The sequence below is a fragment of the Micromonospora sp. LOL_021 genome (assembly GCF_048060215.1).
In the GTDB taxonomy this organism is placed as follows: domain Bacteria; phylum Actinomycetota; class Actinomycetes; order Mycobacteriales; family Micromonosporaceae; genus Micromonospora_E.
The window spans coordinates 1-17347 of sequence record NZ_JBHMIN010000008.1; the positions used below are offsets into that span (position 1 = coordinate 1).

Annotated in this window: 13 protein-coding genes; 4 read left to right on the forward strand and 9 right to left on the reverse strand. The window is 72.2% G+C overall.

The features are described from left to right. Positions 1-88: 88 nt before the first annotated feature. On the reverse strand, positions 89-1174 hold the full coding sequence (locus ACFHWT_RS07955) for a lytic polysaccharide monooxygenase auxiliary activity family 9 protein (protein WP_416593931.1): 1086 nt from the start codon (positions 1172-1174) through the stop codon (positions 89-91). 289 nt (positions 1175-1463) lie between these two features. After that, the gene (locus tag ACFHWT_RS07960; protein ID WP_416593932.1) at positions 1464-2918 is read right to left on the reverse strand and encodes an RICIN domain-containing protein; all 1455 of its coding nucleotides are present in this window, start codon (positions 2916-2918) and stop codon (positions 1464-1466) included. A 242-nt stretch (positions 2919-3160) separates the two neighbouring features. On the opposite strand from ACFHWT_RS07960, the gene ACFHWT_RS07965 reads away from it, so the two are divergent. The 3 genes from ACFHWT_RS07965 to ACFHWT_RS07975 all read left to right on the forward strand — a co-directional run bounded on the left by ACFHWT_RS07965 (position 3161) and on the right by ACFHWT_RS07975 (position 6814). After that, positions 3161-3535: an SCP2 sterol-binding domain-containing protein gene (locus ACFHWT_RS07965; protein WP_416593933.1), complete on the forward strand. Its 375-nt coding sequence runs from the start codon at positions 3161-3163 to the stop codon at positions 3533-3535. A 32-nt stretch (positions 3536-3567) separates the two neighbouring features. After that, entirely contained in the window at positions 3568-5565 is a 1998-nt protein-coding gene (locus ACFHWT_RS07970) for a glycogen debranching N-terminal domain-containing protein (protein WP_416594046.1), read from the forward strand. A gap of 145 nt (positions 5566-5710) precedes the next feature. Beyond that, positions 5711-6814, forward strand: coding sequence for a Vms1/Ankzf1 family peptidyl-tRNA hydrolase (locus tag ACFHWT_RS07975; protein ID WP_416593934.1), 1104 nt, complete (start codon positions 5711-5713; stop codon positions 6812-6814). A gap of 38 nt (positions 6815-6852) precedes the next feature. On the opposite strand, the gene ACFHWT_RS07980 is transcribed toward ACFHWT_RS07975, so the two are convergent. Then, the gene (locus ACFHWT_RS07980; RefSeq protein WP_416593935.1) at positions 6853-7728 is read right to left on the reverse strand and encodes a universal stress protein; all 876 of its coding nucleotides are present in this window, start codon (positions 7726-7728) and stop codon (positions 6853-6855) included. Further along, positions 7725-8702, reverse strand: a complete 978-nt coding sequence (locus ACFHWT_RS07985) for an Acg family FMN-binding oxidoreductase (protein ID WP_416593936.1) — start codon at positions 8700-8702, stop codon at positions 7725-7727. The genes ACFHWT_RS07980 and ACFHWT_RS07985 overlap by 4 nt, the downstream gene beginning before the upstream one ends. A gap of 207 nt (positions 8703-8909) precedes the next feature. Here ACFHWT_RS07985 and ACFHWT_RS07990 point away from each other — a divergent pair, with 207 nt between their 5' ends. After that, complete coding sequence (locus ACFHWT_RS07990; RefSeq protein ID WP_123600861.1) at positions 8910-9548, forward strand: response regulator; 639 nt, start codon at positions 8910-8912, stop codon at positions 9546-9548. Between the two features lie 76 nt (positions 9549-9624). On the opposite strand, the gene ACFHWT_RS07995 is transcribed toward ACFHWT_RS07990, so the two are convergent. From ACFHWT_RS07995 to ACFHWT_RS08015, 5 genes are all read right to left on the reverse strand, one after another. After that, positions 9625-11301 (reverse strand): GAF domain-containing protein, encoded by a 1677-nt coding sequence (locus ACFHWT_RS07995; RefSeq protein WP_416594047.1) that lies wholly within the window; start codon positions 11299-11301, stop codon positions 9625-9627. 120 nt (positions 11302-11421) lie between these two features. Continuing rightward, entirely contained in the window at positions 11422-12300 is an 879-nt protein-coding gene (locus tag ACFHWT_RS08000) for a universal stress protein (protein WP_416593938.1), read from the reverse strand. Beyond that, positions 12297-13391, reverse strand: a complete 1095-nt coding sequence (locus tag ACFHWT_RS08005; RefSeq protein WP_416593939.1) for an Acg family FMN-binding oxidoreductase — start codon at positions 13389-13391, stop codon at positions 12297-12299. Before ACFHWT_RS08005 ends, ACFHWT_RS08000 begins: the two co-directional genes overlap by 4 nt. A gap of 23 nt (positions 13392-13414) precedes the next feature. After that, a complete protein-coding gene (locus ACFHWT_RS08010; RefSeq protein WP_416593940.1) occupies positions 13415-16159 on the reverse strand; it encodes a cation-translocating P-type ATPase in 2745 nt (914 codons plus the stop codon). Beyond that, complete coding sequence (locus tag ACFHWT_RS08015; RefSeq protein WP_416593941.1) at positions 16149-17171, reverse strand: Acg family FMN-binding oxidoreductase; 1023 nt, start codon at positions 17169-17171, stop codon at positions 16149-16151. The genes ACFHWT_RS08010 and ACFHWT_RS08015 overlap by 11 nt, the downstream gene beginning before the upstream one ends. Positions 17172-17347: the final 176 nt, after the last annotated feature.

Genomic DNA, 17347 nt, shown 5'->3' on the forward strand with positions numbered 1-17347 from the left:
GCGCTTGCCGCGTCGGCGGTGCCCTGGCCCGCCATCGAACGCCGACTCGGGCTGCGGCCCCAGTTGACCGTCAGGTCAGGTTGTCAGGTCAGGAGGCGGTGCAGGTCACCGACGGCGTACCGCCGGAGGTCCCGCCGATGAAGCCGAAGTTGGTGCTGGCTCCGGCGGCGAGGCTGCCGTTGTAGCTGACGTTGCGGGCGGTCACCGTCGAGCCGCTGGCCGAGACGGTGGCGTTCCACGCCTGCTGCACGGTCTGCCCACTGGGGTAGTTCAGCGTCACCGTCCAGCCACTGATCGCCGACGAACCGGCAGTCACCCGCACGTCGCCCTGGAAGCCGCCGGACCAGGTCGAGGCGACGCTGTAGGTGGCGGTGCAGCCGGCCGATCCGGGTGGCGGCGTGGTCGGCGGTGGGGTCGTCGGTGGGGCGGTGGTCGGCGGCGGCGTGGTCGGTGGGGCGGTGGTCGGCGGCGGGTTGCTGCCGCCGAAGTTCACGTCGCTGCAGAAGTAGTAGGACTGGTCGAAGTGACTGGCCTGCCAGATGGTGTAGACCATGTGCCGGCCGGAGCGTCCGGGGGCGGTCGCCGGGATGTCGATCTGCACCCCGTCGGGGGCGCTCTGCCACTGCGACGCCGGCGTGTTGCCGATCTGGGCGACGAGCTCCAGGTCACCCCAGCCGAGCGCCTCGGTGGTGGGGTTGAAGCCCTGCCGGGTCACGTACACCCGGATGTAGTCGGCGCCGTGGCTGGCCCCGTCGAACAACCGGACGTTGAACGAGTTGTTGATCGACGTGGCGTGCCAGTCGCCGATGGTGTCCATCGCGTTGTAACGGCCGCCCTGGGTGCGCCCGGCGCTGCAGAGCTGACCGTCCGGGATGGCGCCCTGGTGGTTGCCGCCGACGCCTTCGCGGAAGAGGCCGTTCCAGTTCCACATGGCCTGGGGGTCTGCTTGCCAGGCCTGGTAGCACATCGGGTCCTCGGTGGCCATCTCCGGCGCCATGTGACGGTCGCCCCAGCGCTCGAAGCAGTCGTATACGCGCGACGCGGGGCTGACGACCGAACCGTGCGCCGAGGCGACGTTGGCCAGCGCGGTGCTGAGCAGTAGCGCGGCCGCGACTGCGACGACCAGGGCGTACAGCCCCAGCGGCCGGCGGCCGGCGGTGGTGAATAGGGACATCACGATCTCCAACTGTGGTTGGTACGCACCGGTGGACGGGCGTTACCTGGGTTGCGTGGACTTTCTGCCCGGAAGATGCGCGTGGCCGTCGTCGCGTGCCGCGTCAATGGAGAGCTGCCCTGCTTCCCCTGCGGACGTCGGGCTCCGAATCGATGCGATGCAGATGCCCTGAGCGTGCCATCATGATCGATACTTGTCAATAAAAGTGGTTGTCCCCGGGTGCTGGACAGTCGCTGCCGGTGGCAGGGACGGTCGGTGGTGCGGACCGGCCGTCCCTGCCACCGGACGATCAGAGACCGATCTTGCCGGTGCCGGCGCCGTTGGTGACGACGGACTTGACCTGACTCGGGGTGGTCAGCGTGTAGCCGTACGGGATGCCGGCCGTGCTGCCTGCCGACTGCGGGCTACCGGAGTTGACGAAGTGGTTGTTGCGTTGCACGAGGTCGCCTGGGTCCGAGGCGGCGTAGCCGACCAGGGTCGGATCGTCTACGTTCTCGAAGTAGTTGCCTTCGACCAGGACGCCAGCGTCCATGGTAGAGGCAACGCCGTACTCGTTGTTGTAGTAGTAGTTGTTGAACACGTGGACGGGGTTGCCGAACCGGACCCGCGGATGACGGGTACCGGAGCCGTCGAACCAGTTGTGGTGGTAGGTGACGCGCAGGTGGCCGACGTCCTGGCCGGCGTTGTTGTCGGAGTGGCCGAGGAGCATGGACTTGTCGTGGCCGAAGACGCGGTTCCAGGAGACGGTGATGTAGTCGGAGCCGCGTTTGATGTCGACGGCGCCGTCGTAGCCGTTGGTGAAGCTGTTGTGGTCGATCCAGATGTTGGTGGCGGATTCCTGGACGTTGATGGCGTCGTCGTCCCAGTTGCGGAAGTTGATGTTGCGGATGATGACGTTGCGGTCGCCGTTGATGTTGAGGCCGCAGCCGGAGATGGTGGCGGAGTTGCCGGTGCCGAGGATGGTCTTGTTGGAGCGGACGCGGAGCATGCCGGAGCAGTTGATGGTGCCGGAGACGCGGATGACGGCGGCGGTGGAGGAGCCGACGGCGGATTCGAGGGCGGCGGCGGTGGTGACGGTGGTGGTGCCGGCGTTGCCGCCGCCGGTGGTGCCGCCGTTGCGGGTAGCCCAGCCGACCATGCCGGTCGGGGTCGGACCCGGCGGCGTCGTCGGGTCGGGGTTGCCGCCGCCGACGGTGTTCAGCTGCCACTGCTGGTTCCAGCCGTTGAGGTCGCTGTACCCGGCGAGGTAGCCGCCGTCGGCGGTGGACCACTCCCAGACGTCGATCACCTTGTTGCTGTGCCGGTTGACAAAGCGGACGTAGCCGCCGTCGGAGTCGGCGAGGCGGAAGTGCTGGCGGGTGGTGCCGTTGTCGGAGTTCTGCACCAGTCGGGTGCCGTCGTTGGCGTCGGGTAGTTCGAGGTACTTGCCGCTGTGCACGGAGCGGATCCTGTAGTAGCCGCTGCCGGCGTCGACGAACCGCCACTGCTGGACTGCCTGGTCGTTGCGGGCCCACTGGCGGATCTCGGCGCCGTCGTTGGTGGCCCAGTTGTAGACGTCCATCGCCTTGTTGCTGTGCCGGTTGACGAACACGTAGGTGGCGTTGGTGTCGACGGTGGCGGCCGACGCGGTGGTGACGCCGATCGCGCCGATGGCGGCGGCGGTGATCGCGGCGGTGACGCCGGCGAGGATCGCCATCCGTCGGCGTTGGCGGGTGCCGCCGGGGGCGGCGGTGCTTCTGGTCATCTTGTGCGATACCTCCGGGGACGGACCACGGCAGGTCTGCCGTGGCAGGAGAAAGCGCTTTCCTCGCAGGGTATTGACATGCGCCGATCAAGTCAACACGTCCGCCGGCCGGAACCCGGACACCCGCACGGACTGCGGTGATCTCGGTCCGGCACCCGGCCGGGTGATTCTCGGCGCAACCGCCTGCACCCCGACGGCCCAGCCGGGAAGCTCGCTGAGTAGCGGACGACGGAGGTGGCGGATTGTCAGCGACCACGGAGGCCTTCTTCGCCGGTCTCGACGAACGCGCTCCCCGGATACCGCCGACGATCGACGGCACGGTGCGGTTCGACGTGCGGTACCGCGACCACACCGAGCAGTGGCTGCTGCGCTTCGCCGCCGGCGGCGTGCAGGCCGAACAGTCCGGCGCCGACGCGGACTGCGTCGCCGTCGTCGACGGCGCACTGTTCGAGCGGCTGCTGCGCGGCGAGGACCGGTTGTCCGCGGCGTTCGTCCGGTTCGCGTTCACCATCGAGGGCGACTTCACCATGGTGCCGGCCTTCGAGTGGCTGCTGCCCGACACGGTCGGCGCCCGTCACCCCCGGCAGTTGGCCGAAGGCTGGGGGAGAGCGCGGTGAGGAACCTGAGCTACACCAGCATCCTCGACGGCATGATGTTCATGATCAGCGACGGTCGGGGGGACATCCTGCCGTCGGCTGAACTGCCCACCGGGCTCTTCTCGTTCGACGTGCGGGTGCTCTCCACCTGGGACCTCACCGTCAACGGCGAAGGGCTCACTGCCCTGTCGGTCGACGACCTGCAGTACTTCGAGTCGCGGTACTTCCTGGTGCCCGGCGAGCCGACCCACTACGTGGACGCCAACCTCTCGGTGATCCGGCAGCGGTCGGTCGGCGGCGGCCTGTTCCTGGAGCAGCTCACCGTCCTCAACCACCAGGAAGTGCCGGTGGACCTACGGATCCGCCTCGACATCGGCACCGACTTCGCGGACATCACCGAAGTCCCCGACGTACGGAAGAAGGGGAAGATCTCGGCTGCCGTCGAGAAAGGTGTGCTGCGTCTGCTCTACCAGCGGGACAACCAGCGACGTGAGGTGGTCGTCTCCAGCAGCGCCGACGCCGCCATCGACGATCACGGCATGACCTTCGACATCCAGGTGGGGCCGCACGACGCCTGGAACACCACCTTCCAGGTGGTGCTCTGGAGCCGGGGAGCCGAAGGACGGGACATCCGGGAGGCGGTGCCCACCTACGACACCCCTGCCAAGGTGGAGCTGGGCAAGGCGCTCGACGAATGGCTGGCCGACGCGCCGACCCTCACCTGCGACTCGGCGAGCCTCGACCAGGCGTACCGGCGGAGCCTCACCGATCTGGCCGCGCTGCGTTACCGGGGCAACACCCGGGGTGAGATGACGTTCGCCGCCGGGCTGCCGTGGCTGATGGGACTGTTCGGTCGGGACGCGCTCATCACCTGCCTGCAGGCACTGCCGTTCGCTCCGCAGCTCACCCCCGGTGTACTGCACACCCTCGCCGACGCGCAGGGCAGCCGGCTCGACGACTTCGCCGAGGAGGAGCCGGGCAAGATCCTCCAGGAGTTCCGGTACGGCGAACGCGCCGGCTACGAGGAAATCGCCGCCTGCCCCTACTTCGGCGGCGCCGACACCACCCCGCTGTTCGTCATCGTGCTCGACGAGTACGAACGGTGGACCGGCGACGCGGACCTGGTGCGGGAGCTCGAGTTCCACACCCGGCTCGCCCTGGACTGGATCGACGCGTACGGCGACATCATGGGCGACGGATACATCTGGTACGCCTGCCGCAACGAACGCCTCGGGGTGCGCAACCAGGGGTGGAAGGACTCCGCCGACGCCATCTCCTACCGCGACGGCCGGCTGCCGGTCGGCCCCCGGGCAACCTGCGAGCTGCAGGGCTACGCCTACGACGCGAAACGGCGCGGCGCCCGGCTGGCCCGCCGCTTCTGGGGCGATGCGGCGTACGCCGACCGACTGGAACGCGAGGCGGCCGAGCTCAAGCGTCGGTTCAACCGGGAATTCTGGATCCCCGACGGCCGGTACTACGCGGTCGGCATGGACGCCGACGGCAACCTGATCGACGCCTGCGCCTCGAACATGGGGCACCTGCTGTGGAGCGGCATCGCCGATCGGGACAAGGCCCGGCACGTCGTGAGCCATCTGATGAGCCCTCGATTGTTCTCCGGCTGGGGCATCCGTACCCTCGCCGAGGGCGACGGACGCTACAGCCCGGTCGGCTACCACAACGGCACGATCTGGCCGTTCGACAACGCGCTGATCGCCTGCGGGATGCGTCGCTACGGCTTCGACGAGGAGGCGGCCAAGGTCGCCGGAGCGATGATCGAGGCCGCGCAGTTCTTCGACGGCCGGCTGCCCGGCGCGTTCACCGGATACGACCGGGCGTTGACCAAGTACCCAGTGCAGTTTCCGGCTGCCTGCAGCCCGCACGCCTGGTCGGCCGGGGCGGTACTGATGTTCCTGCGCTCCATGCTCGGCCTGGACCCCAAGGGTGAACACCTGATCGTCCGCCCGCACCTGCCGCGCGACATCGGCCGGATCGAGCTGCTGGACATTCCCGGCCGCTGGGGCCTGGTCGACGCGTTCGGCCGCGGGCACTGACCCGCGCTGACACCGATCCTGTCGGTCACCCCGGGCCGGCCGCGGGCATCCGACGACGACGCGCTAGGGGAGTAGCCGGACCAGCGACCGGGTATCGCGAAGTGACGACCTGCCCGATCCCGTACGACCAAGGGAAGGACCAACGGTGACTTCGACCACGCCCCGTACCACCCTCGTCGACCTGGCCACCGCACCCGGACCGTTCGTGTCGCTCTACCTGGACACCAGCGGCCGGGCCCCGGACACCGCCGAGCAGGTCCAGCTGCGCTGGCGGGCGGCGCGTCGGCAGTTGGCCGAGGCAGGCGCGCCCGACCACCTGCTCGACGTGATCGGCGGGCTGACCGGGCGGGCCTATCCCGACGGCGACACCCTGGTGGTGATCGCTGACACCGAGCGGGTGCGACTGGTACGCCAGCTGCCGGAACCACCGGAGCGGGAGATCGCCAGCTACGGTCCGGTCGCGCACCTGCTGCCGCTGCTGCGCTGGGAGCAGCGGCAGCTGCCCGTGCTGGTGGTGGCGACCGACCGGGTCGGTGCCGAGATCGTCGCGCTGCAGCCGGACGGTGTGGAGGTGACCGAGACGGTCGCCGGTGAGACGTTGCACATCACCCGGTCGCATCCGGGTGGCTGGTCCCAGCGGCGGTACCAGCAGCGGGCCGAGGACCGCTGGGAGGCCAACGCGACACTGGTGGCCGAGCGGCTCGCCGAACTGGTTGACGAGGTCCGCCCGCGGGCGGTCGTGGTCACCGGGGACGTCCGGGCGGTGCAGTTTCTGCGGGACAAGGCGCCAACCCGGGTCGCCGAACTGCTGCACGAGGTGCAGGGTGCCTACGACACCACCGACGCGGCGGTCGAACAGGCCGTCGACGTGGCGGAAGGCATCGTTGATGCGGACGTGGCCGCCGCCGTGGCGGCCTACCGGCGGGAAATTGGCCAGGCCGACCGGGCCGCCGGTGGGGCGTCGGACACCCTCGCGACGCTGGCCCGCCGCCAGGTCGACACCCTACTGCTGGTCGACGGCCCGCAGCTGACGGCCCGTTCGGCGTACGCCGGTCCGCAGCCCGACCAGGTGGGTGCCACGACCGGCGCGGTGGCCGTCTTCGGAGTGTCGGACCCCGTCGAGGTACCGCTGGGTGACGCCGCCGTGCGGGCCGCCCTCGCCGGCGGCGCCCAGCTGGTGGTGGTGCCGGACAAGCTCGCCGACCAGGTGCCCGACGGCATCGGTGCGATCCTGCGTTACACCGTCTGACCGGGCGGCCGGGACATCCGACCCGGCTGGCGGGCCGGTCAGCGGTGCGAATGCGGGCGGGCGACCAGCACCGGGCAGTGGGCGTGGTGCACCAGTGTCTGGCTGACCGAGCCGAGCAGCAGCCCGGTGAAGCCACCCCGACCGCGGGAACCGACCACCACCAGACCTGCCTTGCGGCTCGCCTCGACCATCACCGCGTCCGCCTCGACCCCTTCCAACGGCCGCTGCTCGATAGGCAGGTCCGGATGGCGTCGCCGGACGGCGGCGACTGCGGCGTCGAGCAGTTCGTCGGCCTCCCGGCGGGCACTGTCGGCCGGCGCCGCGACTTCGGTGCTGTCCCGCATCGGACTCGGCCACCACACGTGGAGTACAGCCAGCCCGACCCGGCGCGCGGCGGCTTCGTCGGCCGCGGCGTGCAGGGCCTGCTCCGCGTGCGCCGACCCGTCGACGCCGACCAGCACCGGGCCGTCCGCCTCGACCGGCGCGTCCGGTGGTCGGACCACCAGCACCGGGGAGTGCGCGTGCCCGGCCACCTGTGAACTGACCGAGCCGAGCAGCAGTCCGGTGAAACCGCCGAGGCCCCGACTGCCGACCACCACGAGCTCCGCGTGCCGGGACTCCTCGATCAACGTCGGTGCCCCGCCGGCCGCCACCTGCCGGGTCTGCACCGTGATGCCGGGCCGCTCGCCGCGCAGCTGCGCGGCGGTCTCGGCGAGCATCCGCTCACCTTCCTCGTTCGGCCCGGGCAGTTCGCCGTCGTACGGATTGATCGGGATCCCGTACCCGAAGGCGTGCAGATAGCCGTGGACCAGCACCAACGGCGCGCCGTGCCGGACCGCGGCCTCGGCGGCGTGTCTGGCGGCGCACAGGCTGGCCAGTGATCCGTCCACCCCTGCGACGATCGGGTCACTCATCGTTCCTCCAGGACCGTGTCGATCACGTCGGCCGGATCCCGACGTGGCGTCGGTCGGCCGGGCTGACCGTATCCGATCCTGATGACCATTTGTGGTGTTCCGAACCGGCCGAGCGCCAGCCGGAGCTGCTCGCGGGCCTGAGCGACCTCGATCGGCTGGGACAGCATCGACGCCGCCAGCCCGGCGTCGGTGGCTGTCAACAGCACCCGCTGTAGCGCCTGCCCGGCGGTCAGTTGGTCGCTCGGCGTGTTGCCGGTCGCGCCGAGCACCGCCACCAGCGGTTCGGACTCGAAATCACGTCCCGGGGCGCGGCGGGTGTTGCCGAACGGTCGTCGGGGAAGCAGGTCGTGCGGCTCCGCGACCGGTCCACCGGCGGCCGCCGGCACCCCGTCCGGTGCCGGGAAGTGCCGGGTCCACCGCGCCACTTCCGCCTGGTACCCGGGATCCCGGTCGAGCACCCGGTTGGCACTGGTCGCGATCTCCGCGACGGCGGTGACGGCGGTTGAGCCGACCACCAGCTCCAGCCAGCCGCCCTCGGCCCGGGCCGCTTCGATCAGCCGCCGCCGCTCCGGCGGCGGCACCGGGTCCGGCCGCAATGGCAGCCGGTTACTGTGCCGACGTGGCACCGCGGCGTACAGCCGGGACTCGGCCGGCGTGGCGGGCCGCGGCGGTCCGGGCACCAGCCGGGCCAGCAGCCACGGGTCGGCCGGCTCGGGGCGCAGCCGGACCTCGGCCGGTGTGCCGCCGGCGGCCAGAGCGAGCCGCAGGTTGAACAGGGCTGCCCCGCAGCCGATCCGGGCGGCCCAGCCGGTCGGATCGCAGGCGGTGAGCAGCCGGTCCGGGTCGAGCCGGAGTTCGATCGCGCCGCCGACCAGTCGGAACCGCCACGGCTGGCTGTTGTGCAGCGACGGGGCGCGGACCGCCGCGGTCACCGCGGTACGCAGCTGGGCCATGGTGAACGTGGTGGTCAGCATGCCTACACGGTGCCCGGTCCGGGTCGGCACCGGCAGGGTCGTACGTCCCGGATTCTCCCGGGCCACCGGGCCCGTCCGTCTCGACCGCCTCGCCCACCGTCACCTGCCTCGCCGCGCCGTCACCTGCCCCGTCCGGCCCGGCTGGGCCCCGGTACCCGGGACTTTGGTCCCTGGCCGCAGCGCCCCGGGACAGGATAGAAACAGGGGATGATCCGCGTCTTCCTGCTCGACGACCATGAGGTCGTCCGCCGTGGCCTTGCCGACCTGCTGCAGAGCAGCGGCGACATCGAGGTGATCGGCGAGTCCGGGTCCGCGCAGGAGGCGGCCCGGCGCATCCCGGCGCTGCGCCCGGACGTGGCGATCCTCGACGCTCGACTGCCGGACGGCAACGGTATCGACGTCTGTCGGGACGTGCGGGCCGTCGACTCGTCGATCAACGGGCTGATCCTCACCTCGTACGAGGACGACGAAGCGCTCTTCGCCGCGATCATGGCCGGTGCCGCCGGCTACGTGCTCAAGCAGATCCGGGGCACCGACCTGGTGGACGCGGTGCGCCGGGTGGCGGCCGGCCAGTCGCTGCTCGACCCGGCGGTGACCCGCCGGGTGCTGGAGCGAATCCGCAGCGGGGTCGAGGAGCCGCACGAGCTGAAGTCGCTCACCGAGCAGGAACGCCGGATCCTGGAGTACGTCGCCGAAGGGCTGACCAACCGGGAGATCGCCGGCAAGATGTTCCTTGCCGAGAAGACCGTGAAGAACTACGTCTCCAGCCTGCTCGCCAAGCTCGGCCTGGAACGGCGGACCCAGGCGGCGGTGCTCGCCACCCGGCTGCTCGGCCCGCGTCACTGACCCTCGGTCAGGTCAGTCCCGTAGCGGGACCATGCCGGGTCAGGTTAGTCCCGTAGCGGGACCATGCCGGGTCAGGTTAGTCCCGAAGCGGGACCTTCCAGGTCAGGATGGTGCCGCGTGGATCGCCGGCGACCACCGAGAAGGCACCGCCACGCTGCTCGGCGCGTTCCCGCATGTTGACCAGCCCACTCCGGGCGGCGGCCGGGTCCACCCCGATCCCGTCATCGGCCACTGTCAGCGCGAGTTCACCTTCGAGCGCCGACACCCGTACCGCCACCTGACTCGCCCGGGCATGCCGTACCACGTTGGACAGCGCCTCCCGCAGCACCGCCAGCAGGTCCGGACGGATCTGGTCCGGTACGGCGCTGTCCACCGGCCCGTCCAGTTGCAGGGCGGGCCGGAAGCCCAGCCCGTCGGCGGCCAGGTCGACCGCCTCGCGCACCTCGGTGCGCAGCGTCGCGCTCATCGGCGTACGCAGCTCGAAGATCGCCCGGCGGATGTCCCGGATGGTGGAGTCCAGGTCGTCGACGGCGGTATTGATTCGTTTTCCGATCTCCGGCCGGCCACTGCACAGCGGCATCGCGCTCTGCAACTGCAGCCCGGTGGCGAACAGCCGCTGAATCACCACGTCGTGCAGGTCGCGGGCGATCCGTTCCCGGTCCTCCAGCACCACCAGCAGCTCGCGTTCCTCCTGCGCCCGGGCCCGCTCGATGGCCAGCGCCGCCTGACCGGCGAAGCTGGCCAGCAGCGGCGCGTCCCCGTCGGTCGGCCCGGCGGCATCTGCCCGGTGCGCCACCACCAGCACGCCGTGCAGCGTCTCCGCGACAGTCAGGGGAGAGATCACCGCCGGTCCGGCGGTGACCGGTACCGGCCACGGCGCGGCCTTAGCCAGGCTTTCCACCATGATCGGCTCACCGCTGGTGATCGCGTCGGCGAAGCTGGTTTCACCGGCCAGCAGCACCGCGCCGACCAGCCCGGAGGTCGACCCGTGTGGTACGTCCACCACCTCGACCGTGAACTGGGCCGCCTCGTCGTCGTTGACCAGGACCAGGACCATCTCTGCCTCGGCCACCTCGCGCGCCCGCCGGGCCACCAGGGTCAGCGCGTCGGTGCGTCGCACCGTGCCGAGCAGCACCCCGGTGATCTCCGCGGTGGCGGCCAGCCAACGTTCGCGCCGGTTGGCCAACTCGTACAGCCGGGCGTTCTCGATCGCCACGCCGGCGGCGGCGGCCAGCGCCGTCACGATCTCCTCGTCGTCCTCGGTGAACTCGGCCGCACCCTGCTTCTCGGCCAGGTACAGGTTGCCGAACACCTGGTCGCGGATGCGTAGCGGCACCCCGAGGAAGCTGTGCATCGGCGGATGGTGTGGCGGGAATCCGTACGACCGCGGGTGCTTGGTGATGTCCGGCATCCGGACCGGTGCCGGATCGTCGATGAGCAGGCCGAGAACGCCGCGACCGTGCGGCAGGTCCCCGATCGCGGCGTGCGTTTGCGGGTCGATGCCGTGGGTGACGAAATCGACCAGCTGGCGGTCCGGGCCGATCACCCCGAGGGCGCCGTACCGGGCACCGGCCAGCCCACACGCCGCCTCGACGATGCGCCGCAGGGTGCTGTGCAGCTCCAGGTCGGTGCCGATGCCGACCACCGCGTCGAGCAACGCGCGGAGCCGTTCCCGACTGGTGACGACCTCGCCGACCCGGTCGAGCATCTCCTGCAGCAGCTGGTCCAGTCGGACCCGGGACAGCGGGGTCAGCCCGAGCGACGGCGCGTCGCGGTGCTCGTCCGGCGGGGGGTTCGCGGCGCTCACAGCGACGATGCTAGCCGGCCCGTCGCCCGGACCGGCTCGGCTCGCCGCCCGCCGATCCGGGCCCGATCAGTGTCGGGCCGGCCTGATCACGACCAGCGGACACTGGCTGCGGTACAGCAGGGCGTTGCTCACCGAGCCGAGCAGCAGCCCGGTGAAGCCGCCCCGCCCGCGGGCACCGACCACCAGCAGCTGACCCCGGGCCGACTCCTCGGTCAGCACCTTGGTCGCCCGACCCTGGACCGACAGCTGCCGTACGGTCAGGTCGGGATGCCGCTCGCGGACCCCGGCCACCGACTCGGCGAGCAGCGCCTCCTCCTCTGTCTGCAGCGCCGCCGCGTCGTAGACCAAGGGCTGCATGTCACCCGGGCCGATCGACGGCGGATGGGTCCAGGTGTGGATCGCGAGCAGCTCCGTACCGCGCAGGTCGGCCGCCTCGGCGGCGAACTCGACGGCCTGTGCGGACAGTTCGGAGCCGTCCACCCCGACGATCACCGGACCGCTGCGGTCACAGTCGCCCCGGGCCACCAGCACCGGGCCGTCGGCGTGGGTCGCCACCTGGGAGGCGACCGAGCCGATCAGCGCACCGGAAATCGGTCCGAACCCGTGGTCGCCGAGGACGACCAGCGCGGCGGAGCGTGCCTCGGCGAGCAGGACCACGGTGGCGGCCCCGTCGATCACCTGGGTGACGGTCTCGAGCTGCGGCGCCTCGTCGGCCGCCGCCCGGGCCGCCTCGTCGACGATCTCCCGGGTGTACCGTTCAACCTCGCCCTCCGGCGGCACCGCTGGTGCCAACGCCATCGGTGCCCGCAACGCCGGCCAGACGAAGGCGTGCACGATCCGCAGCGGGCGCCGTCGCATCACGGCCTCCCGGGCGGCCAGCCGGGCGGCCTGCACCGCGGCCTCGGAACCGTCGACACCGACCAGTACGGGTCCCTCGGGATTCATCGCCCCTCCTCGGGGTCGGTGGCGTGGGGTTTCGCGGTGTCCACCGCACTGGTGTCCACCAGCTGCGCCGCCGGCATCCTCGGCGGGTGCGGCGGGCCGGCGTGGTCCGGGCTGGCGATACCGAGCCGCAGCACCAGGTACGGGTAGCCGAGCCCGGCGAGGATGTGCCGCAAGGTCTGCCGGGTCGCGGCCACCTCGACCGCCCCGCTCAGCGGCACCACCGAGACGCCCAGCTCGGTCGCGGTCAGCCAGGCCGAGGAGAGCGCCTCGCCGGCGGCCAGCCAGGACGCCGGTTCGTCGTCGTCACCGAAGAGCAGGGCGTAGACGGCAGCCCGGTCGTGCCCGCCGCCGACCGGCAGAGTGCCGGCCCGGCCGAAGTCGCGTCCGGGCACCGTGGTCTGCGCGGCGCGTTCCGGCAGGACCTCGTCGGGCAGTCCGGTGCCGGGCGGGGTGCCCAGCCCGGTCCAGTAGTCGAGTTCGCCGCGGATCTGCGGGTCCTCCGACTCGACCTCCTCCGCCCGGCTCGCCGCCGCCGCCAGCAGCATCACCTGGTCGGAGGAGAGGATCTGCAGCTGGACGCCGGCTCCGGCGGCGGCGGTGATCGCAGTGACCGCCGCGACCGGCAGCGGCTCGTCGCTGACCGGCCGACGGTCGGTGCGTCGCACCTGCATCGCCTGGAACATCCGGACGGTGTCGGGCTGGACCGCGATCCGTTCGGTGGGTCGCAGCACCGCCAGCAGATCCTCCTCGGCCGGGTCCGGCAACCGCCGTACCTCGGCCGTCCAACCCTGGGTGGCGAGCGCGATCCTCGCGTGGTGCAGCGCGGCACCGCAGCTGAGAATCAACAACCGGCGGTCCGGATCGGTGGCCGGCAACTGCCGCTCCCGGTCGGCGCGCAGCTCCAGGCTGTCCGGCCGGACCCGCCAGTGCCACGGCTGGGTGTTGTGCACCGACGGCGCGTAGCCGGCGGCCGCGGCAGCCTCGGCCAGTACGGCGGCCAACGGCCGGTCGGCGGTCGCGGCGTCGGCGCCGGTCACCGCCGTGTCGACGGTGGTCCCGGTCCCGGTGCCGTTGGTGGTCGCCTCGTCCATCTGCTGCCTCCTGGTCAGGTCTGCTACGCCGCCGGCTCGTGGCCGACGGGACGCGGGGAATCCGGACCCGAACCACGTCCGTTCCCGCTCCGGGACAGATGTAACACCAGTGCGGGCAGCGCCGCGACAGCGGCACAGGCCGCCAACTCGGTCAGAGCCAGCGGCTCGGTGTCCAGCAGCGCCCGCAGCGGGCCGAGGTAGACCCCGGCGAGCTGCAGCAGACCCGCCCCGGCCACCGCGAAAACCAGTGCCGGGTTCGCCATCCGGCGCCGGTCGCCGGTCGCCGCCGTACCCCGTTGCGGACCTTCCGCCGCCGTACCCCGGCGGGCCCGGACCGCGAGCGCGACGCCCAACTGGGCCAGCCCGAGGGTGACGAAGACCATCGTCTGCCAGGGCCGGCCCGCGTGGTACGCGGCGACACCGGCCGCCAGGGTGACCGCTGTGATCAACGCGCCGGTGGTGAGCACCCCGGCGAGCAGGCCGGCGCCGAGCACCGACTCGGTGGGCGGTCTGGGTGGCCGACGCAGCACGTCCGGCTCGGCCGGTTCGGCGCCCAGCGCCACGCCGGGCACGCCGTGGGTGAGCAGGTTGATCCAGAGGATCTGACCGGGCAGCAGCGGCAGCGCCAGCCCGAACAGCGGGCCGAGCAGCATGACCGCGAGCTCCGCCAGCCCACCGGCCAGCGCGTACCGCAGGAACCGCCGGACGTTGTCGTAGATCCGCCGCCCTTCACCGACGGCGGCCGCCACCGTACCGAGGTGGTCGTCGACCAGGACCAGGTCGGCCGCCTGCCGGGCGACGTCGGTGCCGCCGCCCATCGCCACCCCGACGTCGGCCCGATGCAGCGCCGGGCCGTCGTTGACCCCGTCCCCGGTCATCGCCACCACGTGTCCCTGGGCCTGCAGCGCGGCGACCACGTCGAGCTTCTGCTCGGGCTGGATGCGGGCGAACACCCGCGCCTGCTCCGGGGCGGTCGGGTCGGTGGCGACCGGGTCACCGGCGGACCAGATCCCCAACCGGCCGCCGACGGCGGCGGCGGTTCCCGGATGGTCTCCGGTGACCAGCAGCAGCCGGATCCCGGCGGCGGCGAAGGTCCGGGCCACGTCGGGGGCGTCGGCCCGTACCGGGTCACCGATCCCGAGCAGCCCCAGCGGCCGCAACCCGTGGGGGTGGGCCAGGTCGGGCAGCGTCGGACCGACCGCCGCCGCGACCGCCAGGGTCCGCAGTCCGGCGTCGGCGAGGCGCCGGGCCTGGTCGAGCAGTACGGTGAGCTGACCAGGGTCGGCGGCGGTGACCTCAGGGGTCAGCACCGTCTCCGGAGCGCCTTTGCAGACGACCAGGTACCGGCCGTCACAGGTGCGGTGCGGGGTGGTCATCCGCCGGTGCGTCTGGTCGAACGGGTGCTCGGCGACCCGGGGCCAGGCCCGGCGGATCTCGTCGGCGTCAAGACCGGTCCGGCCGGCGAAGGCGACCAGCGCGGCCTCCAACGGATCGCCGACCGCCCGCCAGTGGGCCGTCCGGCCGCCGCCTGCCCGGCTGCGGTCCGGCCCGCCGCCGTGTCGCGGGCTGTGGTCCGCGGCGTCGCCGTCCCGGTCCGGCGCGGTCAGCTCCGCGTCGTTGCAGAGCAGCCCGGCCCGGGCCAGCCGCCGAAGGTCGTCCGGGGCGACACCGACCGGTACGCCGGCGGCACCGTCGGCGTTGCGGCGGACGATCCCCCCGGTCGGCCGGTAACCGACCCCGTCCACGGTGTACTCGGCGACCGGGGTGACCACCCGCTGCACGGCCATCCGTCCTTCGGTGACGGTGCCGGTCTTGTCGGCGGCGACGACGGTCACCGAGCCGAGCGCCTCGACCGCCGGCAGCCGCCGTGGCACCGCGCGGGCCCGGGCCATCCGGTGCGCGCCGAGCGCCAGAGCGAGGGTGACGACCGCCGGCAACGACTCTGGCACCGCCGCGACGACCAGGCTTACCGCGGTCACCGCCAGGTCGGCGACCGGCCGTCCGCCGCCCAGGCCGATCAGGAACACCAGACCGGACAGCAGCACGGCGGTGGCCCCGAGTACCCGGCTCAGCCGGGTCAGCCGCAGCTGCAGCGGCGTCGGCCCGGGGTGGGTACGCCGCATCAACGTCGCGATCCGCCCCAACGCGCTGTCGGCACCGGTCCGGGTGACGATGCCGCTCGCCCGGCCGGCGACGACGACGGTGCCGGCGTGGGCCGAGTCACCGTCGTCGTGCCGCACCGGCACCGACTCACCGGTCAGTGTCGACTCGTCGCAGCGCAGCCGGGTCACGGCGGTGAGAAGCAGGTCGGCGGGGACGATGTCGCCTGCGGTGACCTTGACCAGGTCGCCCGGGACCAGTTCGGCTGCCGGCACGACCCGGTCGACTCCGTCGCGCAGCACCCGGGCCACCGGCGCCGCCAGCCGGTCCAAGGCAGCGATCGCCCGGTCCGCCCGGACCTCCTGCACCACGCCGATACCGGTGTTCACCACCACGACGAGCAGGATCACCACGGTGTTCGGGTAGTCGGCGAGTGCCGTGGTGACCACCCCGGCGGCGAGCAGCAGCACGACCAGCGGGTCGCTCAGTTGGCGGACCACCCTGCGGACCAGCCCGGTGCGGCTGGACTCGCCCGGCACGATGTTCGGCCCGTACTCGATGGCACGCCGGGCGACCTCGGCGGCGTCCAGCCCACCCGGATCGACGGTGGGCACGGGATCGACGCCGGGTACGCCCGGATCGACGATCGGTCGCGTGTCAACTGGCACCGGCCACCCCCACCGCGTCAACCGGCCGGGTCGGCGCGGGTTCGAGCAACTCGGCGAGCGGCCGGCGGGGCACCGGTGGGCTCAGCGGTCCGTAGCCGATCCGGATGATCGCCTGCGCCCGCCGTCCGTCCTGCTGGCGGCCGAGCAGGTCACGCAGTTCGGGAAACTCCAGGGGCTGGGTCAGCAGCGTGGTGGCCAGGCCACGTACCGTCGCGGTGAGCAGCACCCGCTGCAGCGCCTGCCCGGCCCGCAACCAGTCCCGCGGGCTGTCGCCGACGGTGTACAGCACGGCGAGGACCGGGTCTTCCTCGAACCCGGCGACCCGCCGTCGCGGGGCCGGCCAGACCAGTCCGAAGTCGCGTACCGGCACGGTGCGGGGGACCGGCCAGGGTCCGAAGGCCTGCGGCGGTACGCCGTCGAGCCGGCCCGGTCGGTCCCGGGTCCACCGTTCCAGCTCCGTCCAGTACGCCGGGTCGACCCGGCGGCGATCCTCGGCGGTGCCGATCAGCGCCAGCACCGACGAGCGCATCATCGGGTCGACCACGGCCAGCCGGCCGTGCTCGGTCCGAGCGGCGGCGGCGAGTTCGTCGAGAACCTCGCCGGGCACCGCCAGATCGGCGAACGGGCGTCGGTTGGTGCGCCGGTGCGCGACGGCCCGGGCGAGCAGCCGTACCGTCTCGTCCGTCTCGGCCGGCGGTCCGACCGCGATCCGGGCCAGCAGGTCCGGATCGTCGGACTCGGGCAGCAGCCGCATCACCGGTATCCGACCGTGGGCCAGCATCGCCACCCGCAGGTTGAACACCGCGGCGCCGACGCTGATGGTCAACTCCCGGCCAGCCGGGTCGACCAGGTCGACCTGCCGGCGCCGGTCAGCGAGCACCTCGATGCCGGTCGGGTGCGGGCGGAACCGCCACGGCTGGCTGTTGTGCACCGACGGGGCCGCGGCTGCGGCCTCCAGGCAGTCCGCCATCAGCGGACCGGACCGCCCGTTCCTGATCCATCCGGCGTTCATCGCCGCCCACCACCCTTTCCGCACGTCGCGCCTTACTCGGTTGCACTCTCACCCGGTTCCACTTTCGTCCGGACCGGTCCGCCAGGGCAGGGGCGTTGCGCCGCTTGCCGGCAGGCACTGCGTCCCGCCCGGGCGGGACCTCCGGCCCTATCGGCTGATGCGTCCCGGCCGGCCAT